At 71.5% G+C, this 23,722-nt stretch carries 18 protein-coding genes and 1 tRNA gene; 11 read left to right on the top strand and 8 right to left on the bottom strand.

From position 1 onward, the window contains the following. A complete protein-coding gene (locus WME90_RS19665) occupies positions 1-1,692 on the bottom strand; it encodes a protein kinase domain-containing protein (RefSeq protein WP_437282696.1) in 1,692 nt (563 codons plus the stop codon). Positions 1,693-1,719: 27 nt separating this feature from the next. On the opposite strand from WME90_RS19665, the gene WME90_RS19660 reads away from it, so the two are divergent. Next, positions 1,720-1,875, top strand: a complete 156-nt coding sequence (locus WME90_RS19660; RefSeq protein WP_437282695.1) for a hypothetical protein — start codon at positions 1,720-1,722, stop codon at positions 1,873-1,875. A 647-nt stretch (positions 1,876-2,522) separates the two neighbouring features. Then, positions 2,523-3,413 carry a hypothetical protein gene (locus WME90_RS19655; RefSeq protein WP_437282694.1) on the top strand — a complete coding sequence of 297 codons (891 nt, stop codon included), beginning with the start codon at positions 2,523-2,525 and terminating at the stop codon, positions 3,411-3,413. Positions 3,414-3,756: 343 nt separating this feature from the next. On the opposite strand, the gene WME90_RS19650 is transcribed toward WME90_RS19655, so the two are convergent. From WME90_RS19650 to WME90_RS19635, 4 genes are all read right to left on the bottom strand, one after another. After that, the gene (locus WME90_RS19650; RefSeq protein ID WP_437282693.1) at positions 3,757-4,581 is read right to left on the bottom strand and encodes a hypothetical protein; all 825 of its coding nucleotides are present in this window, start codon (positions 4,579-4,581) and stop codon (positions 3,757-3,759) included. Between the two features lie 224 nt (positions 4,582-4,805). Continuing rightward, positions 4,806-6,167 (bottom strand): hypothetical protein, encoded by a 1,362-nt coding sequence (locus WME90_RS19645; protein WP_437282692.1) that lies wholly within the window; start codon positions 6,165-6,167, stop codon positions 4,806-4,808. A 90-nt stretch (positions 6,168-6,257) separates the two neighbouring features. Beyond that, the gene (locus WME90_RS19640; RefSeq protein ID WP_437282691.1) at positions 6,258-6,800 is read right to left on the bottom strand and encodes a hypothetical protein; all 543 of its coding nucleotides are present in this window, start codon (positions 6,798-6,800) and stop codon (positions 6,258-6,260) included. Between the two features lie 1,001 nt (positions 6,801-7,801). After that, on the bottom strand, positions 7,802-8,218 hold the full coding sequence (locus tag WME90_RS19635) for a YbjN domain-containing protein (RefSeq protein ID WP_437282690.1): 417 nt from the start codon (positions 8,216-8,218) through the stop codon (positions 7,802-7,804). Between the two features lie 213 nt (positions 8,219-8,431). On the opposite strand from WME90_RS19635, the gene WME90_RS19630 reads away from it, so the two are divergent. Next, the gene (locus WME90_RS19630; protein WP_437282689.1) at positions 8,432-10,240 is read left to right on the top strand and encodes an N-acetylmuramoyl-L-alanine amidase; all 1,809 of its coding nucleotides are present in this window, start codon (positions 8,432-8,434) and stop codon (positions 10,238-10,240) included. A 40-nt stretch (positions 10,241-10,280) separates the two neighbouring features. Here WME90_RS19630 and WME90_RS19625 read toward each other — a convergent pair whose 3' ends face one another. Both WME90_RS19625 and WME90_RS19620 read right to left on the bottom strand, forming a co-directional pair. Then, positions 10,281-10,868 (bottom strand): response regulator, encoded by a 588-nt coding sequence (locus tag WME90_RS19625; RefSeq protein WP_012236418.1) that lies wholly within the window; start codon positions 10,866-10,868, stop codon positions 10,281-10,283. A 3-nt stretch (positions 10,869-10,871) separates the two neighbouring features. Further along, positions 10,872-11,789, bottom strand: a complete 918-nt coding sequence (locus WME90_RS19620) for an NUDIX hydrolase (RefSeq protein WP_437282688.1) — start codon at positions 11,787-11,789, stop codon at positions 10,872-10,874. Positions 11,790-12,302: 513 nt separating this feature from the next. On the opposite strand from WME90_RS19620, the gene WME90_RS19615 reads away from it, so the two are divergent. Then, positions 12,303-12,665, top strand: coding sequence for a TraR/DksA family transcriptional regulator (locus tag WME90_RS19615; RefSeq protein WP_012236416.1), 363 nt, complete (start codon positions 12,303-12,305; stop codon positions 12,663-12,665). A gap of 125 nt (positions 12,666-12,790) precedes the next feature. Here WME90_RS19615 and uvrA read toward each other — a convergent pair whose 3' ends face one another. Then, positions 12,791-15,748: an excinuclease ABC subunit UvrA gene (uvrA, locus tag WME90_RS19610; RefSeq protein ID WP_437282687.1), complete on the bottom strand. Its 2,958-nt coding sequence runs from the start codon at positions 15,746-15,748 to the stop codon at positions 12,791-12,793. Between the two features lie 308 nt (positions 15,749-16,056). On the opposite strand from uvrA, the gene WME90_RS19605 reads away from it, so the two are divergent. From WME90_RS19605 to WME90_RS19575, 7 genes are all read left to right on the top strand, one after another. Continuing rightward, on the top strand, positions 16,057-17,115 hold the full coding sequence (locus WME90_RS19605) for a formylglycine-generating enzyme family protein (protein WP_437282686.1): 1,059 nt from the start codon (positions 16,057-16,059) through the stop codon (positions 17,113-17,115). 1 nt (position 17,116) lies between these two features. After that, positions 17,117-18,106: a formylglycine-generating enzyme family protein gene (locus tag WME90_RS19600; protein ID WP_437282685.1), complete on the top strand. Its 990-nt coding sequence runs from the start codon at positions 17,117-17,119 to the stop codon at positions 18,104-18,106. Positions 18,107-18,416: 310 nt separating this feature from the next. Next, positions 18,417-18,490: transfer RNA gene (locus WME90_RS19595), tRNA-Ile, on the top strand. A gap of 35 nt (positions 18,491-18,525) precedes the next feature. After that, entirely contained in the window at positions 18,526-19,281 is a 756-nt protein-coding gene (locus WME90_RS19590) for a zinc ribbon domain-containing protein (protein WP_437282684.1), read from the top strand. 13 nt (positions 19,282-19,294) lie between these two features. After that, complete coding sequence (locus WME90_RS19585) at positions 19,295-20,584, top strand: serine/threonine-protein kinase (RefSeq protein ID WP_437282683.1); 1,290 nt, start codon at positions 19,295-19,297, stop codon at positions 20,582-20,584. 179 nt (positions 20,585-20,763) lie between these two features. Then, positions 20,764-21,288, top strand: a complete 525-nt coding sequence (locus WME90_RS19580; RefSeq protein ID WP_437282682.1) for a hypothetical protein — start codon at positions 20,764-20,766, stop codon at positions 21,286-21,288. A 153-nt stretch (positions 21,289-21,441) separates the two neighbouring features. Continuing rightward, positions 21,442-23,715 carry a PrkA family serine protein kinase gene (locus WME90_RS19575; RefSeq protein ID WP_437282681.1) on the top strand — a complete coding sequence of 758 codons (2,274 nt, stop codon included), beginning with the start codon at positions 21,442-21,444 and terminating at the stop codon, positions 23,713-23,715. The last annotated feature ends 7 nt before the right edge of the window (positions 23,716-23,722 follow it).

The following is a 23,722-nucleotide window of genomic DNA, read 5'->3' as shown; positions in this document are numbered from 1 at the left end:
TTATCGGAAGGTGTCGGGGATCAACGACCCCGCCGTGGGGGACGCATTCGGGGGCGCGGGCGCCGCTGTCGCCTTCGGCGCTCCCGTCGCCTTCCCGACCGGCGGCGCCGCAGGCCTCGGCTTTGCCGTGTCGAGCTGCATCCTGGACGGAGAGGCGCCGGCCTCGGTCAGGATCACCTCGCCCCGCACCTCGTCCTTGCCCTTGAAGAGCCGGACGCGATGCCGGCTCCCGGGCGCGCCCTCGATCGTCACCTCGCCGCCGTCGACCTTCGCCGGTGCCCCGTCGATTTCCACCGATACGTCGGCCGGAGACACGGCGAGCCTCGCGTGCTGGAGGGCAGGGGGAGGCGCGGCGGCGATGGACGCCGTGCTCTCCGGCAGCGCGGCCGGCGCCGGCGCCATCGCAGGGACCGAGGGCGCCGCGGCCTCGCCGGGCGAGACGCTGTCCTGCTGGTTCGCCGCCCTCGAGAGGGTGAAGGCGATGACCCCGGCGGCCGCCGTGACCCCGAACACTGCGACGCCCACGCGGCGCGCGCGAGCGCGAGGATCGCTCCGGCCGTTCGACCGCGCCCTCGCGTCGCCGCTACCCGTGGTGACGGTCGACTGCGCGGTCGTCGTGGAGCCGGCGGCGGCGGTTTCTCGCGGCATCCCAGACGCATCCTCGGTCGTCGCCGACGCGGAGGCCGGGCGCCCTACGCGCACCGCGAGGCGCGTGATCATCTGCCGGCGTGCGTCGCCCGGTGGGAGCGATAGGGGGCGCTTCGGCGCGATCACGGCGCACGTCGCCTCGCTGATCGGGACCAGGTGCTCCTCGCGGAGCGAAGAGCCGTGGGGGAGGAGCGGTCGGATCGCGTCGAGCATCGCCGCCGCGCTCGGGAAGCGATCGCCGGCGTCGAACTTCAGCGTGCCATGGACCACGGCCGCCACCTCGGGGGCGACCCAGGGCGCGAGATCCTGGATCGGCTCGGGGCTCACCGAGCAGATCGCCATGATCAAATCGCCGAACGCCTCGATGTGCTCGTGCGGAACCCTCCCCGAGAGCGCGCGGTAGAGGACCATGCCGAGCGACCAGAGATCGGTGCGGTAGTCGATGTCGCTGACGCCCCGCGCCTGCTCGGGCGACATGTAGAGCGGCGAGCCGAGGATCCCTCCGGTGCGGGTGAGGCCCGTGGTGGGGCCGCCCTGGTGCGGCTCCGGCTTGATCTTGGCGATGCCGAAATCGAGGATCTTGACCACGACCTCACCGTCCCCGCGGCGCGCGAGGAAGAGGTTCCCGGGCTTGATGTCCCGGTGGACGATGCGCGCCTCATGGGCCTTCTGGAGGCCCACGCAGACCTGCGCCGCGATGCGAAGGGCGGTGTCGGGCTCGAGCTTGCCGACCCTGTCGAGCAGGCGCTGGACGTCTTCCCCTTCCAGGAGCTCCATCACCATGTAGGGCGCCCCCGTCGCAGGATCGGTCCCTGCGTCGCGCACCCGGACGATGTGCTCGGTGTCGAGCGCTCCCATCGCCCTCACCTCGCGCTGGAAGCGCCCGACGCTGCTCTTGCTGCGGCTCAGCAGCTCGCTCTCGACGCACTTGAGCGCCAGGCGCTCGCCGGTATCGACCAGCTCGACCTCATAGACCGACCCCATCCCCCCTTGGCCGAGCAGGCGGAGCACCCGGTACTTGCTGTTGAACAGCTCCCCGATCAAAGCCCACGCAGCATACGCGATGGCTGAATGTCGGGGAACGAGGGGACGGCAGACTGGCAACGCCCCATCGTCCCCGCGCTCCTCGCCGTCCTGAGCGAGCTCCCCCCTGCGATGCGCCCGCAGGTGCTCGCCGCGCGGCGCGCGAGCGAGGCGTCGATGGCCGCGCGGCGCTCGAGCGGGTAGGGGTCGCGGCGCAGATAGGCGCGCTGTCGGAGCGCGCCCCCTGGAGGTGCTGGGGCGACGCGTCCATCCATCGCTCGCAGCCAGACACAATCAGCACACGTCTGGCCGTCGGAGCGCACCGCCCGGCGCAACGCTGTGCCCTGCCAGCACCTCCCGGCGCCGCGCCAGCGCCTCCTAGCGGCTCCCCAGCAACCCCGGGATGCCTGCCGGCACCCGCTGGTACGGCTCCTCGGAGCTGCTGGTACGGCCCCTCGGAGCCGCTGGTACGGCCCCTCGGAGCCGCTGGTACGGCTCCCTGGAGCTGCTGGTGCAGCTCCTCGGAGCTGCTGGTACGGCTCCCTGGAGCTGCTGGTGCAGCTCCTCGGAGCTGCTGGTACGGCTCCTCGGAGCTGCTGGTACGGCTCCTCGGAGCTGCTGGTACGGCTCCCCGGCGCTGCGGACACGATCCCCGGCCGTCTCGGCGGCGCGGGCCGCGTTCCCGGGCCGCTGGACTCTCGCGCCGGTCGGCTGGGGCGCGCTCCGGGCGCGCTGGCGCAGCTCCATCACGACACAACCGTGCTCTCCGGATCGCCAGAGCCTGCGCGCACTGCGGCGAGCTCTGCCGTCGTGCTACGCCTGTCCGATCGCCACCCCACTGGAGGTAGGTTATGCGAATCGAACTCTCACAAGAGCAGCACGCCGTTCTGAAGGAGACCCGCGCGGTCGCGACCCCCGCGGAGTTTCAGGCCCTCCTCGATACCGCGCGGCCCGAGATGGATCGCATCGTCCGCGAGGTCATGGAGCCGAGCCAACCCATCTCGACCACCCTCACGGAGCTCCGGGACCTCTATCTGGCCGTCGTCCAGTACGAGGCGCAGCTCGCCAGCAAGGCCTACGGCCCCGAGCGCCGCGCGCTGCTCCGCGGCGCCATCCAGCTGCTCGACACCGCGAACCTCTGGTTCGGCGAGGGCAAGCGCACCGGCGCCTATCAGGTGCGGCCCATCGACCAGGTGATCAAGGCGAGCCGGCCGTGGCGCGCGCGGCTCAAGGCGTTCGCCGATCAAGCGTTCGCGTTCGAGCCGGACGTCGCCGAGCAGTTCGCCGACGTCAACACGAGCGGCACGCTCACCGAGGAGACGAGCGATCTCGCCATGCTGCTCCGGCTCGCCAAGCAGCACCAGGCCCGCCTTGCGCCCGTCGGCCTCACCGAGGACTTCCTGCGCGAAGGCGGCACCCTGCTCGACGAGGTGAGCGGCCGCGACCTGCTCGGCATCCTCGGCCTGCGGAACCGGGAAGAGGCGATGGTGCTCCGCAACTCCATCGTGACGTATGCGACGCTGCTCGGGAACGAGGCGCGCGCCGCCGGCGTCAACGCCTGCTGGGACATTCCCGAGGCGAAGCGCCGCTTCAGCGCCACCTCGTTCCGCAACGCTCTGCGGAGGCTCCGCCCGAAGCGCCGCGGCAGCGCCGCCGCGCCGGACGAGCTGGCGCCCGTCGAGGCCACGCCCGCGGAGCCGAAGCCCGTCGAGCCGAAGCCCGTCGAGCCCGCGCCGGTCTGAAGCCACTCCCGATCGAGCCGAAGCCCGTCGAGCCCGCGCCGGTCTGAAGCCACTCCCGATCGAGAACGCGGCGTGCCAGCGCTGCGGACGCACCGTAACCCCGCTGTCACGCTGGCAGGACGCCCGACTCAACCGGTCGCGCTCCGCCAGGGCTGGGCTCTCTGCCGGGAAGACCCGATGCATGGCTCGATGCGCTGGCTCATGCGCATCAGGTATCGCTGCCCCTCCGTTGTTCCACGAGACCATGCGACCATCCCCGGGCCGCTGATCGCACACCTGGATCAAGCGGGCGAGGTCGTCCTCGAGGGCGCATCCAGTGGGCCTTGCTCTCGCGATCCGCGCGTCAATGGGCGGTGCCCCGGAGGCGCTTCTTGATCGTCTCCTGAACGTCGGCGGGGAGCGAATGGAGATGCTCCTCGGAGAGCATGCGCAGCACCTCCACCGGGAGCGCGAGGATCACCTGCTCGGGGGCGAGCCCGGCGAGCCGCTGCTCGGGGGCGAGCCCGGCGAGCCGCTGCTCGGGGGCGAGCCCGGCGAGCCGCTTTTCCACAGGCATCGCCTCGACCAGCTTCTGGAACATCTCCTCGTACCCCGGGAGCTCCTCGATGTCCGGCTGCTTCATCCTCGTGTCCCTCATCCACTGCTTCAGCCACCGTGCTGCCTCGCCCGGCTGGGCGGGCCGATGGCTGAAGAGCCGCAGGTAGTCGTCGCGTTCCGCCTCGGTCACCTCGTCCGTGCTGGCGAGGTACGTATCGTACATCGGCCCGTCGATACGCGCATACCCTCCGCCGAGCGGGCTCAGAGTCCAGCCCTTGCGCGTCAGATCCTCGCGCAGCGTCGGCGTCACCGACGCGACCACCAGCACCAGCGTTAGGTCCCCTGGCGCCGGTAGCTCGTCGAGGTGGGCCGTCTCGTACAGTCCGCCATAGGTCACGAGCCGCACCAGATCGCCGGGCCGGAACGACGACTCGACGGGGCTCTTGTACTCCACGATCGCCGCCCGCCCGAGCCGCGCCCAGAGCGCGCGCAGCACGAGCGCCTGGTCATCCTTCCGCTCGGCGCCGACCCGGCGAAGGAGCAAGAGGTCCGCGCGCTGAGGCTCGATCGTGAGCCGCACCTCGGACAGGACCTCGAAGTTTGGCGGAGCCCGGTCCGCGACGAGGCTCACGAAAGCCAGATGCGAGAGGTCGAATCGCAGCTCCACCGACGGCGAGGCTACCTAGCGACGAACACAGGTCAACCGAAGTGGACGGCTTGCGCGGCGGTCCGCTGCGCGAGCTGCCCTACGCGCTGAACGTCCCGCTCCAGGCCCACGTCATCGTCACGCCCGGCGGGCGCTACGCCGCCGTCCTCGAGTAGGTAGCGACCCGGGCCGGGCTCCTGGGGGTCGAGCTAAAAGGTGCCCGCGACGCTGAGGCTGGCCTGGCCGGGCGCCACGAACGGCGCGATCGCGGTGACGCGCGGACCTGTGGCAGCGGCCTGCTGTTTGTTGGGGTACCAATCGATCATCGCATACGTCGCGGTGCCGACGACGCCGACGCCGAACAGCACCCACCCCGTGATCGCCCAGGGGACCGCGCCGTCGAAGCTGTCGAGCTCCTCGCGGAGGCGTCCGCAGGCGTTCCTGAAGTCGGGGAGGTCGCCCGAGGGATCTTCGCGCGCGCCGCAGGGCTGAGACCTGCGGTTCGCGGGGATCCCGCCCTGGTGACCCGCGACGTACGCCTCGATCTGCCGCCCGATGTCGTCCGCGTTGCCGCGCGCGTTCAGGGTGATGGACGAGCCCACGATCCCCATGACCAGGCCGACGCCGGCGACGCCTGTCCCCGCCCAGGCGAGCGGCTTGCGCGCGTACCAGTGGAAGAACGGCTCGCGCCCGCCCGAGGCCTGCGCTGGGCCCATCGAGCCCAGCGTGCCGCTCGTCGAGACGCTGAAGCCGCCGGTGCCCGTCGGCGCCGCCGGTGCTGGGCTCGGCGCGGCCGCGCCAGGAGCCACCGCGCCGGGAGCGGCCGCGCCTGGCGCCGGCTGCGGGGTCGCCGTCGCTGGAGGTTGGGCTGGCTGCGGCGGAACGGCGGCCGGGGAGGCTCCGGTGGGCGCCGTGGGCGGCACGGCCGGCGTCGGCGCGCCGACAGCCGGCGCCGCGGGCGTCGCGCCGGTCGTTCCCAGGGTGAGCGTCGCGGGCGTGGGCGTGCCGACCTTCGCGTCCACCTGGGTGGTCGCCGATCGGTCCTGGTAGGTCGCGAACAAGGTGTGCTTGCCCGGCGTCACGAACACCGGATCGAGCAGCGGCGCCTTGCCGACGAGGACGCCGTCCACGCTGATGTCCGCGCCGTTCGCGTCGGCGGTCACGACGATGAAGCCCGTCTTCCGCTTCACGTCGGCGATCGCCTTCTCCGCCGCGACGCGCTGATCCGGGGTCGCCGCGGCGTGCTCGCGCAGGAACTGCTGCAGGTGCTTGCCGGCGTCCGCGAGGTGATTGGAGCGAAGCTCGCTCTGTCCGAGGTTGAGCAGCACCGCCGGGTGTTGCTTGAGCGCGTAGACCTGAGCGAAGGCCGTACGCGCCTCCTCGAAGCGACCGGCGTCGAACGCCTTGACCCCTTCCTCGTAGCGCTGGCGCGCGACCTCCGTCACGGGATCGGACGGTTGCGCGAGGCACAGCGGCTCGCCGAGGAGAGAAGGAGGGAGCCCGGCCTCTGTGAGCACGGCAGGACCGATCAGCGAGAGCAGGAGGACTGGGGCGCAGGCGCGTGTTTTCATGGCTCCTCAGAGCGGGCTTCGCCTCGTCGGCGTCCGCGGAAGGTGACGACTGCAGCAGGCCTCGCTGCCGAGGCGGGAGAGAGGTGCGCTTCAGAACGGAGCATCGCGGATGATGCCGCCGCTCTTGCTGCCTCCGGTCGAGCTCGTGCCGCGGTGCGCCGGTGCTGGAGGCGCGGGCTTCGGTGCAGGGGGCGCCGCCTTTGGCTTGGCCGATGGTGCCGCGGGCGTCGCTGCGCTCCCGGTGGAGGCGGCGGATGCCGCGGCGGCAGATGTCGGCGCCGTCGCACCAGGTGTCGTCGCCGCGGGAGACGGAGGAGGCGCCGTCGCGGAGGCGCTCGGCGCCACGGAAGCGCCGTCGTCCGTAGCCGCGGCAGCAGGCGAAGCCGCAGGGAGCGCCTGTGAAGCGGCCGTGGGGAGCGTGGGCGTGGCGGCAGCGGGCGGTGTCTCCGCTGCCGACGAGGCAGCCGGCTTGGGATCGGCCCCACCGTCGTCTTGGAGCAACGTGCGAACAACGAAGAGCAGCAGGGCCACGCCCGCGAGGGCGATGACGACCCGCACCGCCGTCTTGCTCGACGTGGACACGGGGATCTCGATCGGATCCTGGTCTTCCGTGCGGGCGCCGGATGCGGCCACGGGCTCGCCGCTCTCCCTGGCCGGACGCCCCGCGCGAGAGCGCGTGCGTGCAGGCCGCGCCGACGGCGGTTCGTTTTCCGGGGGCGGGGAGGGGGCCCGGTCCACGCGGGTCTGCGGCTCAGCGGCACGTGCACCGGCCACGGCGTCCGGTTCGGCCGTCGACGCGCCAGCCAAGGCCGCCGGTTCACCCGTACCTGCCTTTGTTTTCCCGGCAGGCGCGGCGTGCTGGCCCTGCACCGCCGCGACGCCCGCCAGCGCGATCGGGGCGCTCGCATCGGCGGCGGCGCCGGTCGTCTGGACCTCCGTGGGCGGCTGAGGCGAGGGGCTGGCCTGCTCACGGGCAGTCGCTGCTCTTCCCGCATCGCGGGACGTCGTCCCCGCTGCGGGCGCTCCCGGCGGGTCGTCGCCGATCGCGATGGTCGGGACCCCCTCGATGACGGTGTCGGACACGCCGGACGCGCCGGCTGGGGGCGCCTCGAGCACGCGCGTCGCAGGCGCCGTCGGCGCAGCAGAGGTCGCAGGCGCCGTCGGCGCAGCAGAGGTCGCAGTCGCCGTCGGCGCAGCAGAGGTCGCAGGCGCCGTCGGCGCAGCAGAGGTCGTAGGCGCTGTCGCCGCCGCAGGGGAAGACGCCGCCGCGGGTCCAGGCCCTGCTGCCGGCGCTTCGACGGCGGCGGCCGGCTGGGCTGCCGGCGGCTTCGCAGCGGAGGCGCCGAGCTCCGGCGCCGGGGCGCTGCCGCGCGCGTCGCCCCGGCCGGCCGACAGCTCGTCGAACGCCTCCCAGGACGGCCGGATCGACGCCGCGATCCGCTCCGCTTCCTCAGCAGAGAGGGAGCGCTCACCAGGTTCCGCGGTCGTCGGTTGCTCCCCCGCACTCATCGCGGTGAGGAACTTACCATCCGCGTCTGCTGCACCGCAATCTCGCGACAGATCGGCGCATCACGGCGTGCCGCTCCACGGCGGGAGCGCGACCCCTGGCGCCCCGGGAAACCACAGCGAACGGGTCATCCGCCGCGCACTTCGCGCAGCAACGCGTCATCCCAGGTGTCGGCGACCTGGCTCACCGTCGCGACGATATCCTCGAACTCTTCGTACTCGAGCGCGCTGAGCCGTCGCAGGCAGCGCACCACGACCTCGTTGCGCGCCTTGTCGATCGCGAAGGCTGCATCGGAGGTGATGACGAAGCTGAGCTCCAGGAGGCGCCTGTAGAAGGCCTCGCGCCCGCTCAGGGGGACGGCCATGATGGGCGAGAAGACCATCAGCACGCCTTGAGCCTCCAGCACGTTGACGCCGATCGTCGCGCTCCCGTGCTGGAGCTGCGCGTACCCGGTCTCGTCGAGCGTGCTCGCGCCAGCGCCGCCCGGCGATCCGGCCCCGCCTTGGGAGCTCGCGGCGTACCGGGCGAGATACGCGTTGACCATGCTCGTCGCGTCGGCAAACCTCTCCCCCGACGCACGGTCCGCGTAGAGGGGTCCTGTGGATGAAGTGGGCGTGAGGTCGGGCACGTGAAACCTCCTGGACGCATCGCCAGTCGCTCGGCGCGCGGGGCTGAGCTGGCGAGCCGACAGCACTCCAGCCCGGCGCGGCTGCATCGTAACGCCCCGGCGTTCGCGGCGATCGCGCTTTTTGCAGTGGTGGCGCACGCTGCCTTCGGGTGCAGCGCCGAGGGCGACGCGCCGGCCGCGCCGGCCGCCGTCTCCGAAGAGCAGCGCGCCGCCGCGCTGCTCGATCCGGCCGCGATCCTCCCCCCCCGCGCCGAGACGGTCGCCCTGGCCGATGCCGTCGCCATCGCGTCGTCGCGGGCCGGGGCGCCGGCGCAGGCGGCCTCGCTCGCGGAGCTGGCCGGCGATCTTCGCGTGCGGCTCTTCCGCCTCGATCAGGCGGCCACCGACGCGCGCGAGGCGATGGAGCTCTACGGCGCGGCGGCGACCGCCTTCCGCGCCGTGGCCGATCCGGTCCACGTCGAGCGCGCGTGCCAAGCCGAGCGCCGCCGCGCGCTGCTCGCCGGCGAGCTCGCCCACGACGCGGCCGTCGCGTACCGCGAGCTCTACCTCGTCTCGCGGCGCTACGCCGCCCTCGCCCCGCCCGCGCCGTCCGGCGGCGCGCCCCGCTCGCAGTGCCTGGGCGCGATCGCGGTCGCGCTGGCGCAGGCCGCCGCCTACCGGCCCAGCGGGGACGCGCTGCGCGCGCTGGAGCAGGAGGGGCACCGCGTCGAGGGGGTTGCGCTCGCGCTCGCGCCGGGCTCCTCCGCCGCGCCCGCGAGCTCCGCGAGCTCCGCGAGCGCGGCGCCGGTGCAGGTGACGACCGCCGAAGCCACCGGCGATCTCGTCGTCGCTCCCCGCGCGCCGGCCGCGACGACCGGCCCGGTGAAGATCACCTCGATCGAGCGGCACGGCTCGGACAAAGGGGCGCGCGTCGTCGTCGAGCTCTCGGCGCCGACGACGTTCGACGTCGGCACGCTCGCGGCGGACCAGAGCGCCGGCAAGGACGCGCGCGTCTTCGTCGACATCGCGAGGGCGACGTCGCGCGGCATCGCTCGGGAGATCGAGGTCGGCGGCGTCCTGCGGCGGGTGCGCGTCGGCGTCCAGCCGAATGGAACGCGCGTCGTCCTCGATCTCGCCGCCAACCTGCACCGCCGGATCTTCTACCTCCCCGATCCGTTCCGGATCGTCGTCGACGTGACCACCCGCGCTCCGGTTCGCGACGACAAGGACAACCCCGGCGGCGCGCGGGAGGTCCGGCGTGTCGCGATCGACCCGGGGCACGGCGGCAACGACACAGGCGCCGTCGGCCCCACCGGGTTGAAGGAGAAGGACGTCACGCTCGACGTCGCCCACCGCGTCGCCCCGCTCCTCGCGCGCGAGCTCAAGATCGAGACGCTCCTCACGCGGGACAGCGACACCTACGTCCCGCTGGAGCTCCGCACCGCGCGCGCGAACGCGTTCCACGCCGACCTGTTCGTGTCGATCCACTGCAACGCGAGCGACAACGGCCGCGCTCGTGGGGTCCAGACGTTCTCGCTCGCGGCCCCTCACGACGGCGAGGCGACGTCGGCGCAGCTCGCGGCGCGCGAGAACGCCGCCCGCGCCCAGAGGGGAGGGCAGGGCGCCGACCTGGGTGATCCCGACGCCCGCCTCGAGGTGGCGGCGATCCTGTCGAACCTCAACGTCGGCGACATGGCGGCCCGCTCGCGCCACTTCGCCGAGCTCCTCCAGCGGTCGTCGCTCGCCTCGCTCTCGCCCCGCTACCCCGACACGAAGGATCAGGGCGTCCGGGGCGCGGGCTTCTTCGTCCTCGCGGGCGCCGACATGCCGGCCGCGCTGTTCGAGACCGCGTTCATCTCGAACCCCGAGGACGAGGCCCGCCTCGCCACCGCCGACTTCCGGCAGAAGATGGCGGACGCGGTCGTGAACGCGATCCGCGCCTACCGCGAGGGCAAGTGACGGGCGCCGCCGGCCTGCGCAGGCGTCGCCCGGGTCGGCGTCACCCGCGCTCGAGGCCCATGAGCCGCTCGAGCGAGTCGCGCAGCTCGCCGGCTTCGCCCTTCTTGATGAAGTCGTAGGCGCCGGCCTCGGTGGCGTTCTTCTTCATGTCCTCGTGGTTCGAGTACACGATGCAGCGGATGTGCGAGGTCGCGTCGATGGACCGGAGCCGCTCCAGGCACCGCACGCCGTCGAGGCCCGGCATCATGATGTCCAGGATGAGCGCGTCGGGCTGGAGGTTGCCCACCGCGACGAGCGCGTCGAACGGATCCTGGAACGTCGTGAGGTCGAACCTCCGCGACAGCGTCTTGCGGAGCGCGGCGAGGACGGAGGGGTCGTCGTCGACGACGACGACCTTCGGCTTGCCCATCCGCAGGATCTCCGGGATCGGGTAACCGTATTTTCGGAGGAAATCGAGCACGTCCAGCCGCCGGAAGCGGAGGTGCCGTCCGGGCGTGCGGAAGTGGCGGATCTCCCCCTTGTCCGCCCAGTTGTGGATGGTCTTGAGGTCCACCTGGCAAAAGCGCGCGACGTCGCTCGCGGTGAACAGCTCGGGCTGCGTCGTGTTCTCTTTCGGGTTCGTTTCCATGGCTCACTCCTCGAGATCAGGCGTCGCCGGCACGGAGGGGGCATTCGTCTGGGGGGTATCGAAGCGGGTCGGCACGGGTGGATCTGGCTCTCGTTCCTGTTTGATGTGGATCAGGGATCCATGTGCGCAGCATTCTTCGGCGACGAAGCGCCCGTTGCGCAGGACATAACGGGTCGGCCCCTCGGTGCGGCGATCGCGGGCCTCGTGCGAAGGGTCGCCTGGCAGCGCCAGGTAGGGCGGCTCGGCCCCATCGCCCGGGACGAAGCGCGGGCAGATCGGCAAGAGCGACTGGCTTTCCGCGAGCGCCACGGCGCTGCGCACGTCCGCGACCGTGGCGAGGAGCTCGAGCGTGCGTGAAGTCGGCGGAGCGAGAAAGATCTCTCCACGCTCGGCGCGCTCCAGGACCTCGGACGGCGCGGCCCAGAAGCTCATCGTCGTCTCGTGTCCGTCGTGCCGCCCGATCTGGCCGGGCGGCAGCGGCAGCAGGAAGAAGCGCGCGTCGAAGCGGCGTGTCTCCGCGGCGGGCGTGATCCAGCGGGCCCACGGGACGAGCGCCGCGAGAGCGAGCTTCAGGCCACGCCGCGCGAGCACCGCATCGAGCGGCGCCCCGGCGGCGAGCTCCCGCCTCGCCGCGTCGACCTCGTCGCCGGACAGCGGCAGATCGGTCGGCAGGATGCCCCCTTCCTCCAGCGTCTCGCGGCACGCGGCCACGCACAGCGCCCGCGCCGTCGTCTCGCCCGTCGCGAACGCAGCGGCGCGCGCCGGTGGCTCGGCCGCCCGATCCCCCCAGACTTCCGCGCCGTCCTGCGCGTCCACCTTCCCACCGGGGAACACAACGGCGCCCCCCATGAAGCTCGAGCTCGCGTGGCGGCGCACGCAGAACACCTCGATTCCAGCGTGACCGTCACGGAGGACGATCACCGTCGAGGCATCGCGGGGACGGATTGGGGTTCGGTTCTGATCGAAATCCAGCAATATGGGATAAATTTGTTCCACGTGAGCTGCCTTTCGTCAAACCGTCCGCTGCGTCTCATTTCCGGCGTGCTCTGGGGTCAGCATGCGGGTTTGAGGCCAAGTCCGCCGCCTTTTCCGGTGGCTCGGGGCCTTCCCGCAGATGCTTTCCACGCTCTCCCGACACCGATGCCGCAGCGTGCGCTCGGTCGCGGGCATGAGGGCGACCAACGACGAATCACGAGGCGATCGGCCGCAGTGATCACCGGGCGATCTCTGCCTACGACGGAGGTGTCGTTGACGGGCTCGGCTCCCACGCTTAGAATCCCGCGCCTCGCAATTTCGGGGGGCTATCTGGCCTCTCCGGACATGTCGCGGAGCCGTAAGCCCCGTCCCGGCAGCCGGGGTCAGCGCCCCGCGGCTTGCATGCGCCAGGGAGCTCAGACGGCAGCGCCGAACGGCGCATTCGACGCGAGAGGACCTATGAACAAGGCCCAGCTGAAAAAGTTCAAGACCCTGCTTGAGACGAAGCGCGACGAGATCGTCAAGAAGGCCAAGCAAACGCTGACCGAGGACATGATGCTCGACGCGAACGATCTCCCTGACGAGATGGACCTCGCGTCGAGCGAGTACCTGCAGTCGTTCACGTTCAGGCTCCGTGGCCGCGAGAAGTCGTTCCTCGACAAGATCCAGAAGGCGCTCGTGAAGATCGAGGACGGCTCGTTCGGCAAGTGCGAGGAGTGCGAGGAGGAGATCTCGGCGAAGCGCCTCGAGGCGCGCCCCGAGACGACCCTGTGCATCCGCTGTAAAGAGGACCAGGAGAGGGTCGAGAAGGACTACGGCTGACGTTGTGCTGCGCGCGGAGGCCTCCATCGGTGGCCTCCACGCGCGGTGGTGCCTCCGCGCCGTCGGGCGTGCGCTCCCGCTCCCGGTCCACGTCGCGCGGACCGGAGGGGGCCACGCCCGTTCTGCTATTTGCGGGCGGTTGCGCGGCCGCGGGGCTGCTGCGGGGCGCGGCGCTTCGCCGCCGTGAGCACGTCGCGCAGGTACGCGCCGGTGTACGACGCCTCCTCCTGCGCGATCTCCTCCGGGGTGCCGGCGGCGACGATCGTCCCCCCGCGCTCGCCGCCCTCGGGGCCGAGGTCGATCACCCAGTCGCTGCAGGCGATCACGTCGAGGTTGTGCTCGATCACGAGGACGGTGTTCCCGGCGTCGCGCAGGCTCATGAGGCTCGCCGTGAGCACCTCGATGTCGGAGAAGTGGAGGCCCGTCGTCGGCTCGTCGAGCACGTAGAGCGTGCGGCCGGTCGCCTTGCGCGCGAGCTCGCGCGCGAGCTTCACGCGCTGCGCCTCGCCGCCCGACAGCGTCGTCGCGGGTTGACCCAGCGTGATGTAGCCGAGGCCCACGCGCGCGAGCGCGGCGAGCCGCTCCCGGACGCGGGGGAGCGCCTCGAACTGGTCGATCGCCTGCTCGACCGTGAGGTCGAGCGCGTCGGCGATCGACATCCCGCGGTAGAGCACCTCGAGCGTCTCGCGGTTGTAGCGGCGGCCCCCGCACGTCTCGCACGTCACGAAGATGTCGGGCAGGAAGTGCATCTCGATCCGGAGCACGCCGTCGCCCTGGCAGGCCTCGCAGCGGCCGCCCTTCACGTTGAACGAGAAGCGGCCCGCCTTGTACCCGCGCGTCCTCGCCTCCGGGAGGCCCGCGTAGAGCTCGCGGAGGAGCCCGAAGACCCCCGTGTACGTCGCGGGGTTCGACCGCGGCGTGCGGCCGATCGGGGCTTGATCGATCGAGATGACCTTGTCGATGTGCGAGAGGCCCTCGATGCCGTCGCACGCGCCGATCGGGGCGGAGCTCCTGTAGAGCTCGTTCTTCGCGGCGGGCAGCAGCGTGTCGACGATGAGGCTCGACTTGCCCGAGCCGGACACGCCGGTGACCGTGCAGAAGAGGCCGACGGGGATCTCGGCCGTGACGTTGAGGAGGTTGTGCGCCCGCGCGCCGGTCACCCGGATGAAGCGCCCGTCGGGTCGGCTGCGCTTCGTGGGGATCGCCAGCTGCTTCTTGCCGCTGAGGTAGGGGCCCGTGATCGACGCCGGGTCGGCGCTCAGCTCCTCCGGCGTGCCCTGCGCCACCACGTTGCCGCCGTGCACGCCCGCGCCCGGACCCATGTCGACGACGTGGTCGGCCGCGAGGATCGCGTCGCGGTCGTGCTCGACGACGACCACGGTGTTGCCGAGGTCCACGAGCCGCCTGAGCGCCTCGAGCAGGCGCGTGTTGTCGCGCGCGTGCAGGCCCACCGACGGCTCGTCGAGCACGTAGAGCACGCCGACGAGCGCGGCCCCGATCTGCGTCGCGAGGCGGATGCGCTGCCCCTCGCCGCCGGAGAGGGTCTGCGCGGAGCGGTCGAGCGTCAGGTAGTCGAGCCCGACGTCGATGAGGAACCCGAGGCGGGCGATCACCGCCCGGAGCAGCGGCTCGGCGATCGCGCGCTCGCGCGGCGCGAGCGCCCCTTCGGCCGGGGCTTCGCCCGCGGCGGAGGCCCGCGGCGCCCCTTCCTTCGGCGGCATGAGGCCCTCGAGGAAGACGCGCAGCGTGCGCAGCGGCAGGGTGCCGACGTCCGCGATGTTGCGATCCCCGAGGCGCACGGCGAGCGCCTCCGGGCGCAGGCGCCTCCCGTCGCAGGCGTCGCACACCCGCGTGATGACGAAGCGGCCGATCTCGTCGGAGAGCGCGGCGCTGTCCTCATCGGGATCGGCCTCCTCCTCGTCGGCGAGGGCGGGCTCGCCGCTGCTCAGCAGGCGCTCGAGGCGCGGGATGATCCCCTCGTAGGCGGCCTTCTTCTTCCCCCGGCCGCCGGCGCCGTGGGCGTCGCTCCCCTCGAGGATCGCCTGCCGCACCGCCGCCGGCAGCTTCGCCCACGGGACGTCCGGATCGCAGCCGAGCGCGCTGACGGCCCGCTCCGTCTCCGTGGCGAGCGAGAGCGAGCCGCGGCGGCCCCAGGCCACCACCGCGCCCTCGCGGAGCGTTCGCCGAGGATCGGGGACCACGCGGTCCGGATCGATGCGGGTCCTCGCGCCGATGCCGTCGCAGGCCGGACAGGCGCCGTGCGGGCCGTTGAAGGAGAACATCCGCGGCTCGATGGGCGGCAGCGAGATGCCGCAGTCGATGCACGCGAAGCGCTCGCTCATCCAGAGCGGCTCGATCTTCATGCCATCGCTGGAGATGTCGACGAGCAGCCTGCCCTCGCCCAGCTTGAGGGCGAGCTCGACGGAGTCGGTGAGCCGGCCCTTGATGCCCTCCTTGACCACGATCCGGTCCACGACCACATCGAGATCGTGCGCGCGCGTTCGGTCGAGGACGATCTCGTCGCCCAGATCGACGATCTCGCCGTCGATGCGCGCGCGCACGAAGCCCTCGCGGCGCAGCCGCTCGATGTCGAGCTTCAGCTCTCCGCGGCGGCCTCGGGCGATCGGCGCCATGATCGTGACCCGCGTCTTGTCGCCGAAATCGAGGATGCGGTCGACGATCTGCTGGACGGTCTGGGCCTCGATCCGCTTGCCGCACGCGGGGCAGTGCGGGGTGCCGACCCGCGCGAAGAGCAGGCGGAGGTAGTCCGAGATCTCGGTCACCGTGCCGACGGTCGAGCGCGGGCTCTTGGCCAGCGCGCGCTGCTCGATCGCGATGGCGGGCGAGAGGCCCTCGATCGACTCGACGTCCGGCTTCGACAGCTGCTCGAGGAACTGCCGCGCGTAGGCGGAGAGCGACTCGACGTAGCGACGCTGCCCTTCCGCGTAGATGGTATCGAACGCCAGGGACGACTTGCCCGAGCCGCTCGGGCCGGTGATCACCACCAGGCGGTCGCGCGGAAGCGACACGCTGACGTTCTTGAGGTTGTGCTGCCGGGCGCCTCGAACGACCAGTCGATCCATAGGGGGAACCGGAGAGCTATCACACACGGAAGCGGGCGTGGCGCCGCTCCTGCTCGCCGCTCGCTGCTCGGTTGGCTCTGTCGCCTCTGTCGTCCCGGTTGCCCCAGCTGCCCCAGTTGCCCCCGTCGGCTCTGTTGCCTGTGTTGCCCCGCCTTGGCGCGTCGCGTGCGGTGTCCCTCGACGCGCCGCGCACAGCGCGGGCGAGGCCTTCCGGTTGTCTTGCAATTCTTCTCACGTCGCTGCGTTGCGAGCTGGACTATGAGAGGGCGCGCAGGGGTGATGTGGAAGCGCGTGCAAGGAGTGTCCTGATGGCGATCGGCGCCGGCGTTGCGCTCGGCGCGGTCGCGCTCCTGGCGCGGTACGCGCCTGAGCTCGACGCGCTGCTCCTCACGCCGCCGTCTCCGCCCGAGCGCTCCGAGCCCCGTCCCGCCGCGCCGCGCTCCACCGGGGCCGCGGCGCCGGCGTCCTCCACGCCAGCGCCCGCCACGACCGCTGGCCCGGGAGAGGCTGCAGCGCCCGCTCCGGGATCGCCTCCCGACGCGGTCCCGGTCTCGCGAAGCGCGAGCCCGCGGACCTCCGCGGCGGCCCCGCTGGTCGATCCCTTCGCCGCGGATCCGGTGGCGAGCGCTGCGTGTCCTGCCGACATGACCCTCGTGGAGGGCGATTTCTGTCCATCCCTCCCGTATGTCTGCGCTCGCAGCGGCGACGGGGCCGGCCACGGCTGCCCCGAGTACGCGCGCGGCGCCCGCTGCCGGGCCGCGGTGGATCACCGGCGCTTCTGCATCGACCGCCACGAGTGGCCGAACCGGGTGGGCGAGCTCCCGCGCGTCTACGTCGACTGGCACGAGGCGAAGTCGCTCTGCGCCTCGATCGGCAGGCGGCTGTGCCGGCGCTCCGAGTGGATGCTCGCTTGCGAAGGACCGAAGCGCCTGCCGTATCCTTGGGGCTTCGTGCGCACGCCCAGCCCTTGCAACATCGACCGCGCCGCGATCGCGTTCGACATCGACGCCATGGTCGACGAGACGACCCGCGAGGGCGAGATCGCACGGCTGTGGCAGGCCGATCCCATCGGATCGCACCCGAACTGCATCAGCGCTTACGGGGCGTACGACCTCTCCGGCAACGTCGACGAGTGGACCGACAACCTCGCCGATGATCCGGGCACGTCTCGCCCGGCCACGCTCAACGGCGGCTACTGGGGACCTGTTCGGAACACCTGCCGCCTCACGACCGGGGGGCACGGGCCGACGTTCAAGTTCTACCAGGTCGGCTTCCGCTGCTGCGCGGACACGGTCGACGGCGTCGTCACGCCGCCGCCGCGGCCCTTCATCGAGCGCGACCGCGAGAAGGACGGCGTGTACGACTGACATGCGCGAGCGCATCGCCTTCATCGCCGCCCTCGCCGTCGCCGCCCTGGTGAGCGCGCTCCTCTTCGCTCCCCGCTTCCAGATGGCGCCTGGGCCGCTCGACGCGGCGAGCGCGGCTCCTGCCGAGAGCGTCACCCCGCCGGAGCCGGCCCCGCCCGCGCCCGCGCTCGCGCCGCCGGCGCCTCCGCCGCTGCCCGCGTACGTGCGCGTCGACCCGGAGAGCGGCAAGGCGTGCCTCGGGGGGATGGTGCTCGTGGACGGCATCTATTGCCCCTACGTCGGGCACCACTGCGCCGCATACATCGACGAGGAGAAGGACATCTGCGCGCGGTTCGAGCCGGAGGTCCTCTGCGAGGGGCGCCTCCAGCACCGGCGCTTCTGCATCGACGTCTTCGAGTACCCGAACATCGAGGGCGTCCGCCCGGTGGTGATGGTCAACTGGCTGGAGGCGAAGCGCGCCTGCGAGATCGAGGGCAAGCGGCTCTGCTCCGGCGAGGAGTGGGAGTTCGCGTGCGAGGGCCCCCAGATGTGGCCCTATCCCTACGGGATCGCGCGCGATCCCGACGCGTGCAACATCGACAGGAAGATCTCGATGCCGGTGCTCGAGACGTTCGCTGATCCATGGAAGATCTCCGCGGAGGTCGAGCGGCTCGATCGCCGGGTCGCGTCTGGCGAGATGCACCGGTGCGTGAGCCCCTTCGGCGTGCGCGACATGACCGGCAACGTCGACGAGTGGGTGAACAACGAGCTCGGCACGCTGGACGAGAAGCCGTTCCGGTCGACGCTGAAAGGGGGGTACTGGGGGCCGATCCGCTCGCGATGCCGCCCGGTCACCTCGACGCACAACCGGTGGTTCCGCTTCTATCAGGTCGGGTTCCGGTGTTGCTCCGACGCCCTCGACGGGGGCAAGGCCGTCGCCCCGGCGGCCAAAACGGCCCGCATCCCGCGCCGCAGCCCGATGGTCGATCCGGGCGGGCGGCAGGGGCCGTGAGCTCCGCCGCCCGAGCGGGGACCTCTGGTGCGGCCTCTGGCGTCGGCGGTGTCGGCCAACCGCGCGCGCCGGCGCGATGTCCTGGCGCGACGTCCGGCGAGGCCGCCGCCGCGCTGAGCGCCGTCCGCGGACGGCGCTCCCTCTCGGCCGAGCCGCGCCACCCAGGGCCCAGACCGCCGTCGTGCGCGATCGTGAAACCGTGGAACCCGGTCCGGTCGAACCGCTCCCCTTCCAACTGCGCGCCGCTTGGACTACGTTGTCCGCCGGTGCGACAGTGGGCGGACCCGATCGGGGGTTCGCCCTTGTACCAGGGCCTATAGCTCAATCGGTCAGAGCCCCCGGCTCATAACCGGGCTGTTCCTGGTTCGAGTCCAGGTGGGCCCACGAAAGCCACGAAACACAAGGAGACAAGGAAGCACGTGAGCATCCGCGAGCAGATCGCATTCCTCGAAGAGCTGTCGGCCATCGACAGCGAGATCCGCCGCATCGATGAGCAGCTCGACAAACAGCGCGGCAGCCTGGAAGGGATGCGGTCCGACCTGAAGCGGCTAGAGGACCGGCTGAAGAGCGATCGGGAGACCCTGGCGGCGATGGAGAAGACGCGCTCCGAGCTCGTCGTCGAGCTCCGCCAGATGTCGAGCCAGATCGAGCGCTCGCGGGAGAAGCTGCAGCGCTCCCGGAACGAGCGCGAGTCCAACGCGGCCCAGCGGGAGATCGAGGAGCTCCGCAAGCTGCACCGCGATCGCGAGGAAGAGATCGAGCGGCTGAACTCGGCCTCCGAGGGGGCGCGCTCGGCGATCGACGTGGCAGAGGCGAAGCGCGTCGAGCTGGCGGGCGCGATCGACGGCAGCGCGCCGGGGACGCAGGCGTCGCTGGCCTCGCTCGAGGCCGAGCGCAGCCAGCGCGCCGACGCGCGCCAGCAGGTGGTCGGCAAGCTGCCGGTCGTCCTGTACCGCCGCTACGAGTCGATCCGGACGCGCAGGCCCGTCGCGATCGCCCGCACCTACGACGGCACATGCCTCGGCTGTCACCTGTCCGTCCCGCCGATGATGTTCCAGAAGATGCGCCGCCAGGACGAGTTCGAGCGGTGCCCGAACTGCAACCGGATCCTCTATTACATGCCGCCGGAGCCCGCGACGGGCAGCACGCCGGCCGCGGATCCCTCCCGCGCCTGATCCCGGGTGCGGCTTGAAGACGTGCTCCGCCTGCTTCAGGCTCTTCTCGCACGACAGCGGCTTCTGTCCGGTCGATGGGCAGCGCCTCATCCCGGTCGCTGAGGCATCGCCGCCGGTTCACCCGGAGGACCGGCGCGTCGGCGCGACGCTCTGCGGCGGGCGCTACCAGGTCTGGCGCATCGTCGCCGACGGGGGCATGGGGCGCGTCTATCAGGCGCTCGATCTTCGGACCGGCCGCAGCGTCGCCCTGAAGATCCTCCACCCCGAGGTCGCGCTCGACGAGGTGAGCGTCGAGCGCTTCCACCGCGAGTTCGAGGTCAGCGCATCGCTGCCCCACGAGCACATCGTCGAGGTGCTCGCCTTCGAGAAGACCGAGGACCACAGCTTCGCGCTGGTCATGGAGTACCTCGAGGGCGAGGAGCTGCGGACGGTCCTCAAGCGCGACAAGGTGCTTCCCCCGGAGCGCCTGGTGCGGATGCTGTCGCAGATCGCGCTCGGCCTCGAGGAGGCCCACAAGCGCAAGGTCGTGCACCGCGATCTCAAGCCGGACAACATCTTCCTGGTCGGCACGCACGACGGCGACACGGTGAAGATCCTCGACTTCGGCAGCGTGCGCGACAACAGCGAGGGCGCGAAGAAGCTGACCGTCGTCGGAACGACGATCGGATCGCCCTTCTACATGTCCCCCGAGCAGGCGCAGGGGCTGCTCGCCCTCGACCATCGCGCCGACGTCTGGTCGGTGGCGGCGATCGTGTTCGAGTGCGTCACGGGGAAGGTCCCGTTCCACGCGCCGACCGGCCCGATGATCCTCGTCGCCATCATGGGCAGCAATCCGTTGCCTCCAAGCGTGGCGGGCAAGGCCTACGGGGCGCCGGCCTCGCTCGATCCGGTGATGGAGGAGGCGTTCATGAAGAACCCGGAGGCGCGCCTTCCCTCGGTCGGTCAGCTGGCCGATCGCGTGGGGCAAGCGTACGGGCTCGTCGGATCGCACCGCGACTGGGCGTACCTACCGCAGAAGGAGCTCGCGGCCCGGATCCGTGCGGCGCCGCCGTCGGTCCTGTCCCGCCAGCAATACGCCCCCGCGAACATGGGCGCGAGCCCCGCCGCTGCGAGCGGCGCCGCCGCTGCGAGCGGCGGGCCGATCGCCGCCGCGGTCGCCGCGCCCTCGCCGGATGCTGCCGATGCGTTCGCCGAGGACATCGTGATGGGCGTGCCTCAGCGCCTGCCGCGGTGGGTCATCCCCGCGGCGGCGGGCGCGGCAGTTCTGCTCTGCGCGCTCGTCGCCCTGCTGCTCTCGCGCTGACAGCGGCGCCGGGCCGCGCGCTCGTGCGCTGTGCGCTGTGCGCAATCGATCGACCGCGCGCTACGCGACCGCGCTACGCCGCAACGCGTAGCGCGCCGAGGTGCCAGGCGCTGTCGTCCCGGGCGCCACGAGAGCCCCACGTTCGCGCTGGCGCCGCCCCTGTGTTATTTGTGTTGACCATGAGCACTGATCCTTCAACTCGGACCCGCAAGCCCCTCTCCGCCGCGATGTGCCTGATCGCGCTCTCCGGGCTCTCCCTCGTCGGAACGGGGTGTAGCCAGAGCGAAGCGGCGACCTCCCGCGGCGCAGCCGAGGCACCAGCGGCTCCACCCAAGGGCGGACAATCGAAGGTCGAGGATGCGGTCTACACCCTCGAAATGAAGCCGACGGGGACGTACAAGGCCGGCCAGGAGGGGCTCGTGGAGGTGTCGCTCCTGTCGAAGGGCGACTACCACATCAACGACAAGTACCCCATCAAGTTCAAGGTCGCTGAGGCGGCCGCCGAGGGCGTTTCGTACCCGAAGCCCTTGCTCAAGCGCGAAGACGGGGCGTTCGAGGAGAACAAGGGCGTCCTCAAGGTCCCGTTCGTGGCGGCCAAGAAGGGGAAGACAAAGGTGGCGGGCGTCCTCTCCTTCAGCATCTGCAGCGCCGCGAACTGCCTGATGCAGAAGCAGGAACTCGAGGCGGTCGTCGACGTGCAGTAGACAGAACGGTAAACTCAGCCCCACGTGAACAACGACACCTCCGGTTGCCGGGGGGGCCAACCCAGCGAGGTCGGCCCCAGCCAGACAGTCCAAGGCAGTGCGGCTGAGCGGGCCCGAAAGGCCCTCTCCGAGCTCGACGCCATCGCTACCTCGATGGCCCGGCGCTTCAACGAAGAGCAGCGGGTCCTCTCCTTCCAGCAGTACCTGGAGCTCTTCGCTTCCAATCCGGTCCGCTTCGGACGCGACGCGGCTCGCTACGTCCGCGACATGTTCGACCATTTCGGCACGCGGACGATCAAGAAGCCCTGGGGTGAGCTGACCCGATTCCAGCTCTTCGATTTGCCGTGGGAGCTCCCCGCGACCGAGGCCGTGCAGCAGGGCGCGCCGCCCGCGGCCTCCTACCACGGGCGGGATTTCGCGCTGGTCGGCCACGAAGAGCTCCAAGCCGAGGTTTACCGGGTGCTCTGCAACTTCGTGCGCGAGGGCAGGGCCAACCGGCTCGTCTTGATGCACGGGCCGAACGGGTCGGCGAAGAGCACGCTCGCCGCCTGCATCCTGCGCGCCCTGGAGCACTACTCGACCCTCGATGAGGGCGCGGTGTACCGCTTCCACTGGGTGTTCCCGAGCCGCAAGACGATGCGCGGGTCGATCGGCTTCGGCGGCGACGTGAAGGCGAGCGCCGCGGACGGGACGAGCTACGCCCACCTCGAGGACGACCAGATCGACGCCCGGCTCGTGATCGAGCTCCGGGATCACCCGCTGTTTCTGCTCCCGGTGCGCGAGCGGCGGGCGCTCATCCTGAAGCTCTACGAGGACGCCGGCGCGACGGAGCCGCCGCCCGAGTGGCTGATGAGCGGCAAGCTGTCCCACAAGAACCAGCAGGTCTTCGAGGCGCTCCTCGTGGCGAGCGGCGGATCGCTCGTCGAGACGTTGCGGCACGTCCAGGTCGAGCGGTACTTCATCTCCCGCCGCTACCGCGTCGGCGCCGTCACGATCGGCCCGGAGCTGTCGGTCGACGCCGGCGAGCGGCAGATCACGGCGGATCGCTCGCTCGCCTCGCTCCCGACCTCGCTCCAGGCGACGACGCTCTTCGAGGCGCACGGTGAGCTCATCGAGGCCGCCGGGGGCGTGCTCGAGTTCAGCGATCTCCTCAAGCGACCGCTCGACGCGTTCCGGTATCTCCAGCTCACGCTGGAGACCGGGGAGGTCAGCCTGCCGCAGCAGACGCTGCAGACGAACGTCGTCATGATCGGCAGCGCCAACGACGTGCACCTCAACGCCTTCCGGGAGCACCCCGAGTTCCCGAGCTTCCGCGGGCGCTTCGAGCTCCTGCGCGCGCCCTACCTCCGGAGCTACCTCGACGAGCAGGCGATCTACGACACGCAGATCGTCCCCTTCGTGACCCGCCACGTCGCCCCGCACGCGACGCGCGTCGCCGCGCAGTTCGCCGTGCTGACGCGCATGCGGCAGCCGGAGGCCAAGCGGTACCCCGACGCGCTCGCGCCGCTCGTCTCGAGCCTCACCGCCGTCGAGAAGATGGAGCTGTTCGCGACGGGCACGGCGCCGGAGCGGTTCGACGCCGAGGCGCAGAAGGTCCTGCGCGCGGGCATCGAGGCCATCTACCACGAGAGCGACGCGTCCGTGGACTTCGAGGGGCGCCTCGGCGTCTCGCCGCGGGAGGTGCGGACGCTCCTGCTCGACGCGGCGCAGAGCGAGGACCACGCGTGCCTCTCCCCGTTCGCCGTCCTCTCGGAGCTCGACGCGCTCTGCAAGCGGCAGGCGGAGTACGACTGGCTCAAGGAGAAGCAGCTCGCGGGCGGCTACCACGATCACCGGCTCTTCCGCGAGGTCGTGCGCACGCGCCTGCTCGACGCGACGGAGGAGGAGATGCGCACGGCCAGCGGCCTCGTCGACGAGACCCGCTACGCCGAGCTGTTCGATCGGTACGTCTCCCACGTCGGCGTCTGGGTGAAGGGGGAGAAGATCAGGAACCCGCACACGGGCGACTTCGAGAACCCGGACGAGCGCATGATGCGCGAGGTGGAGGCGCTCCTCGGGGTCCGCACGAAGCACGACGACCACCGGCGCGGCCTGATCTCGGCGATCGCGGCGTGGGCCATCGACCATCCGGGCCAGAAGATCGTGAACGCGGTCGTGTTCCCGCAGCAGATCCGCAAGCTGCGGGACGCGGTCTTCACGGAGCGGCGCAAGGGCGTGGCGCTCCTGGTCCGCGATCTCGTCGCGCTCCTCCGCGATGCGCAGGGCGACGGCAAGTCCGAGAAGGGCTGGGGCGAGCTGCGCGAGGAGGAGCGCAAGAACGCGACGCGCGCGCTCGAGCGGCTGCGCGGGATGGGCTACTGCGACCGCTGCGCGCTCGACGCCGCGAGCGCGCTGCTCCGCGCGCGCTTCGCGGAGCTCGTCACCTGAAGCGAAG

Source organism: Sorangium sp. So ce375 (assembly GCF_051473855.1).
Taxonomy (GTDB): Bacteria; Myxococcota_A; Polyangia; order Polyangiales; family Polyangiaceae; genus Sorangium.
The sequence above is the reverse complement of the archived record's forward strand: the minus strand, read 5'-3'. Positions and strand labels throughout refer to the sequence as shown.

What these genes read in the sequence shown, in the direction of transcription:
- WME90_RS19625 (WP_012236418.1), bottom strand. Translation starts at nt 10,868, where the DNA reads ATGGAAACGAACCCGAAAGAGAACACGACGCAGCCCGAGCTGTTCACC.
- WME90_RS19645 (WP_437282692.1), bottom strand. Translation starts at nt 6,167, where the DNA reads ATGAAAACACGCGCCTGCGCCCCAGTCCTCCTGCTCTCGCTGATCGGT.
- WME90_RS19580 (WP_437282682.1), top strand. Translation starts at nt 20,764, where the DNA reads ATGAGCACTGATCCTTCAACTCGGACCCGCAAGCCCCTCTCCGCCGCG.
- WME90_RS19605 (WP_437282686.1), top strand. Translation starts at nt 16,057, where the DNA reads ATGGCGATCGGCGCCGGCGTTGCGCTCGGCGCGGTCGCGCTCCTGGCG.
- WME90_RS19660 (WP_437282695.1), top strand. Translation starts at nt 1,720, where the DNA reads ATGTCGGGGAACGAGGGGACGGCAGACTGGCAACGCCCCATCGTCCCC.
- WME90_RS19615 (WP_012236416.1), top strand. Translation starts at nt 12,303, where the DNA reads ATGAACAAGGCCCAGCTGAAAAAGTTCAAGACCCTGCTTGAGACGAAG.
- WME90_RS19600 (WP_437282685.1), top strand. Translation starts at nt 17,117, where the DNA reads ATGCGCGAGCGCATCGCCTTCATCGCCGCCCTCGCCGTCGCCGCCCTG.
- WME90_RS19575 (WP_437282681.1), top strand. Translation starts at nt 21,442, where the DNA reads ATGGCCCGGCGCTTCAACGAAGAGCAGCGGGTCCTCTCCTTCCAGCAG.
- uvrA (WP_437282687.1), bottom strand. Translation starts at nt 15,748, where the DNA reads ATGGATCGACTGGTCGTTCGAGGCGCCCGGCAGCACAACCTCAAGAAC.
- WME90_RS19635 (WP_437282690.1), bottom strand. Translation starts at nt 8,218, where the DNA reads ATGGTCAACGCGTATCTCGCCCGGTACGCCGCGAGCTCCCAAGGCGGG.
- WME90_RS19655 (WP_437282694.1), top strand. Translation starts at nt 2,523, where the DNA reads ATGCGAATCGAACTCTCACAAGAGCAGCACGCCGTTCTGAAGGAGACC.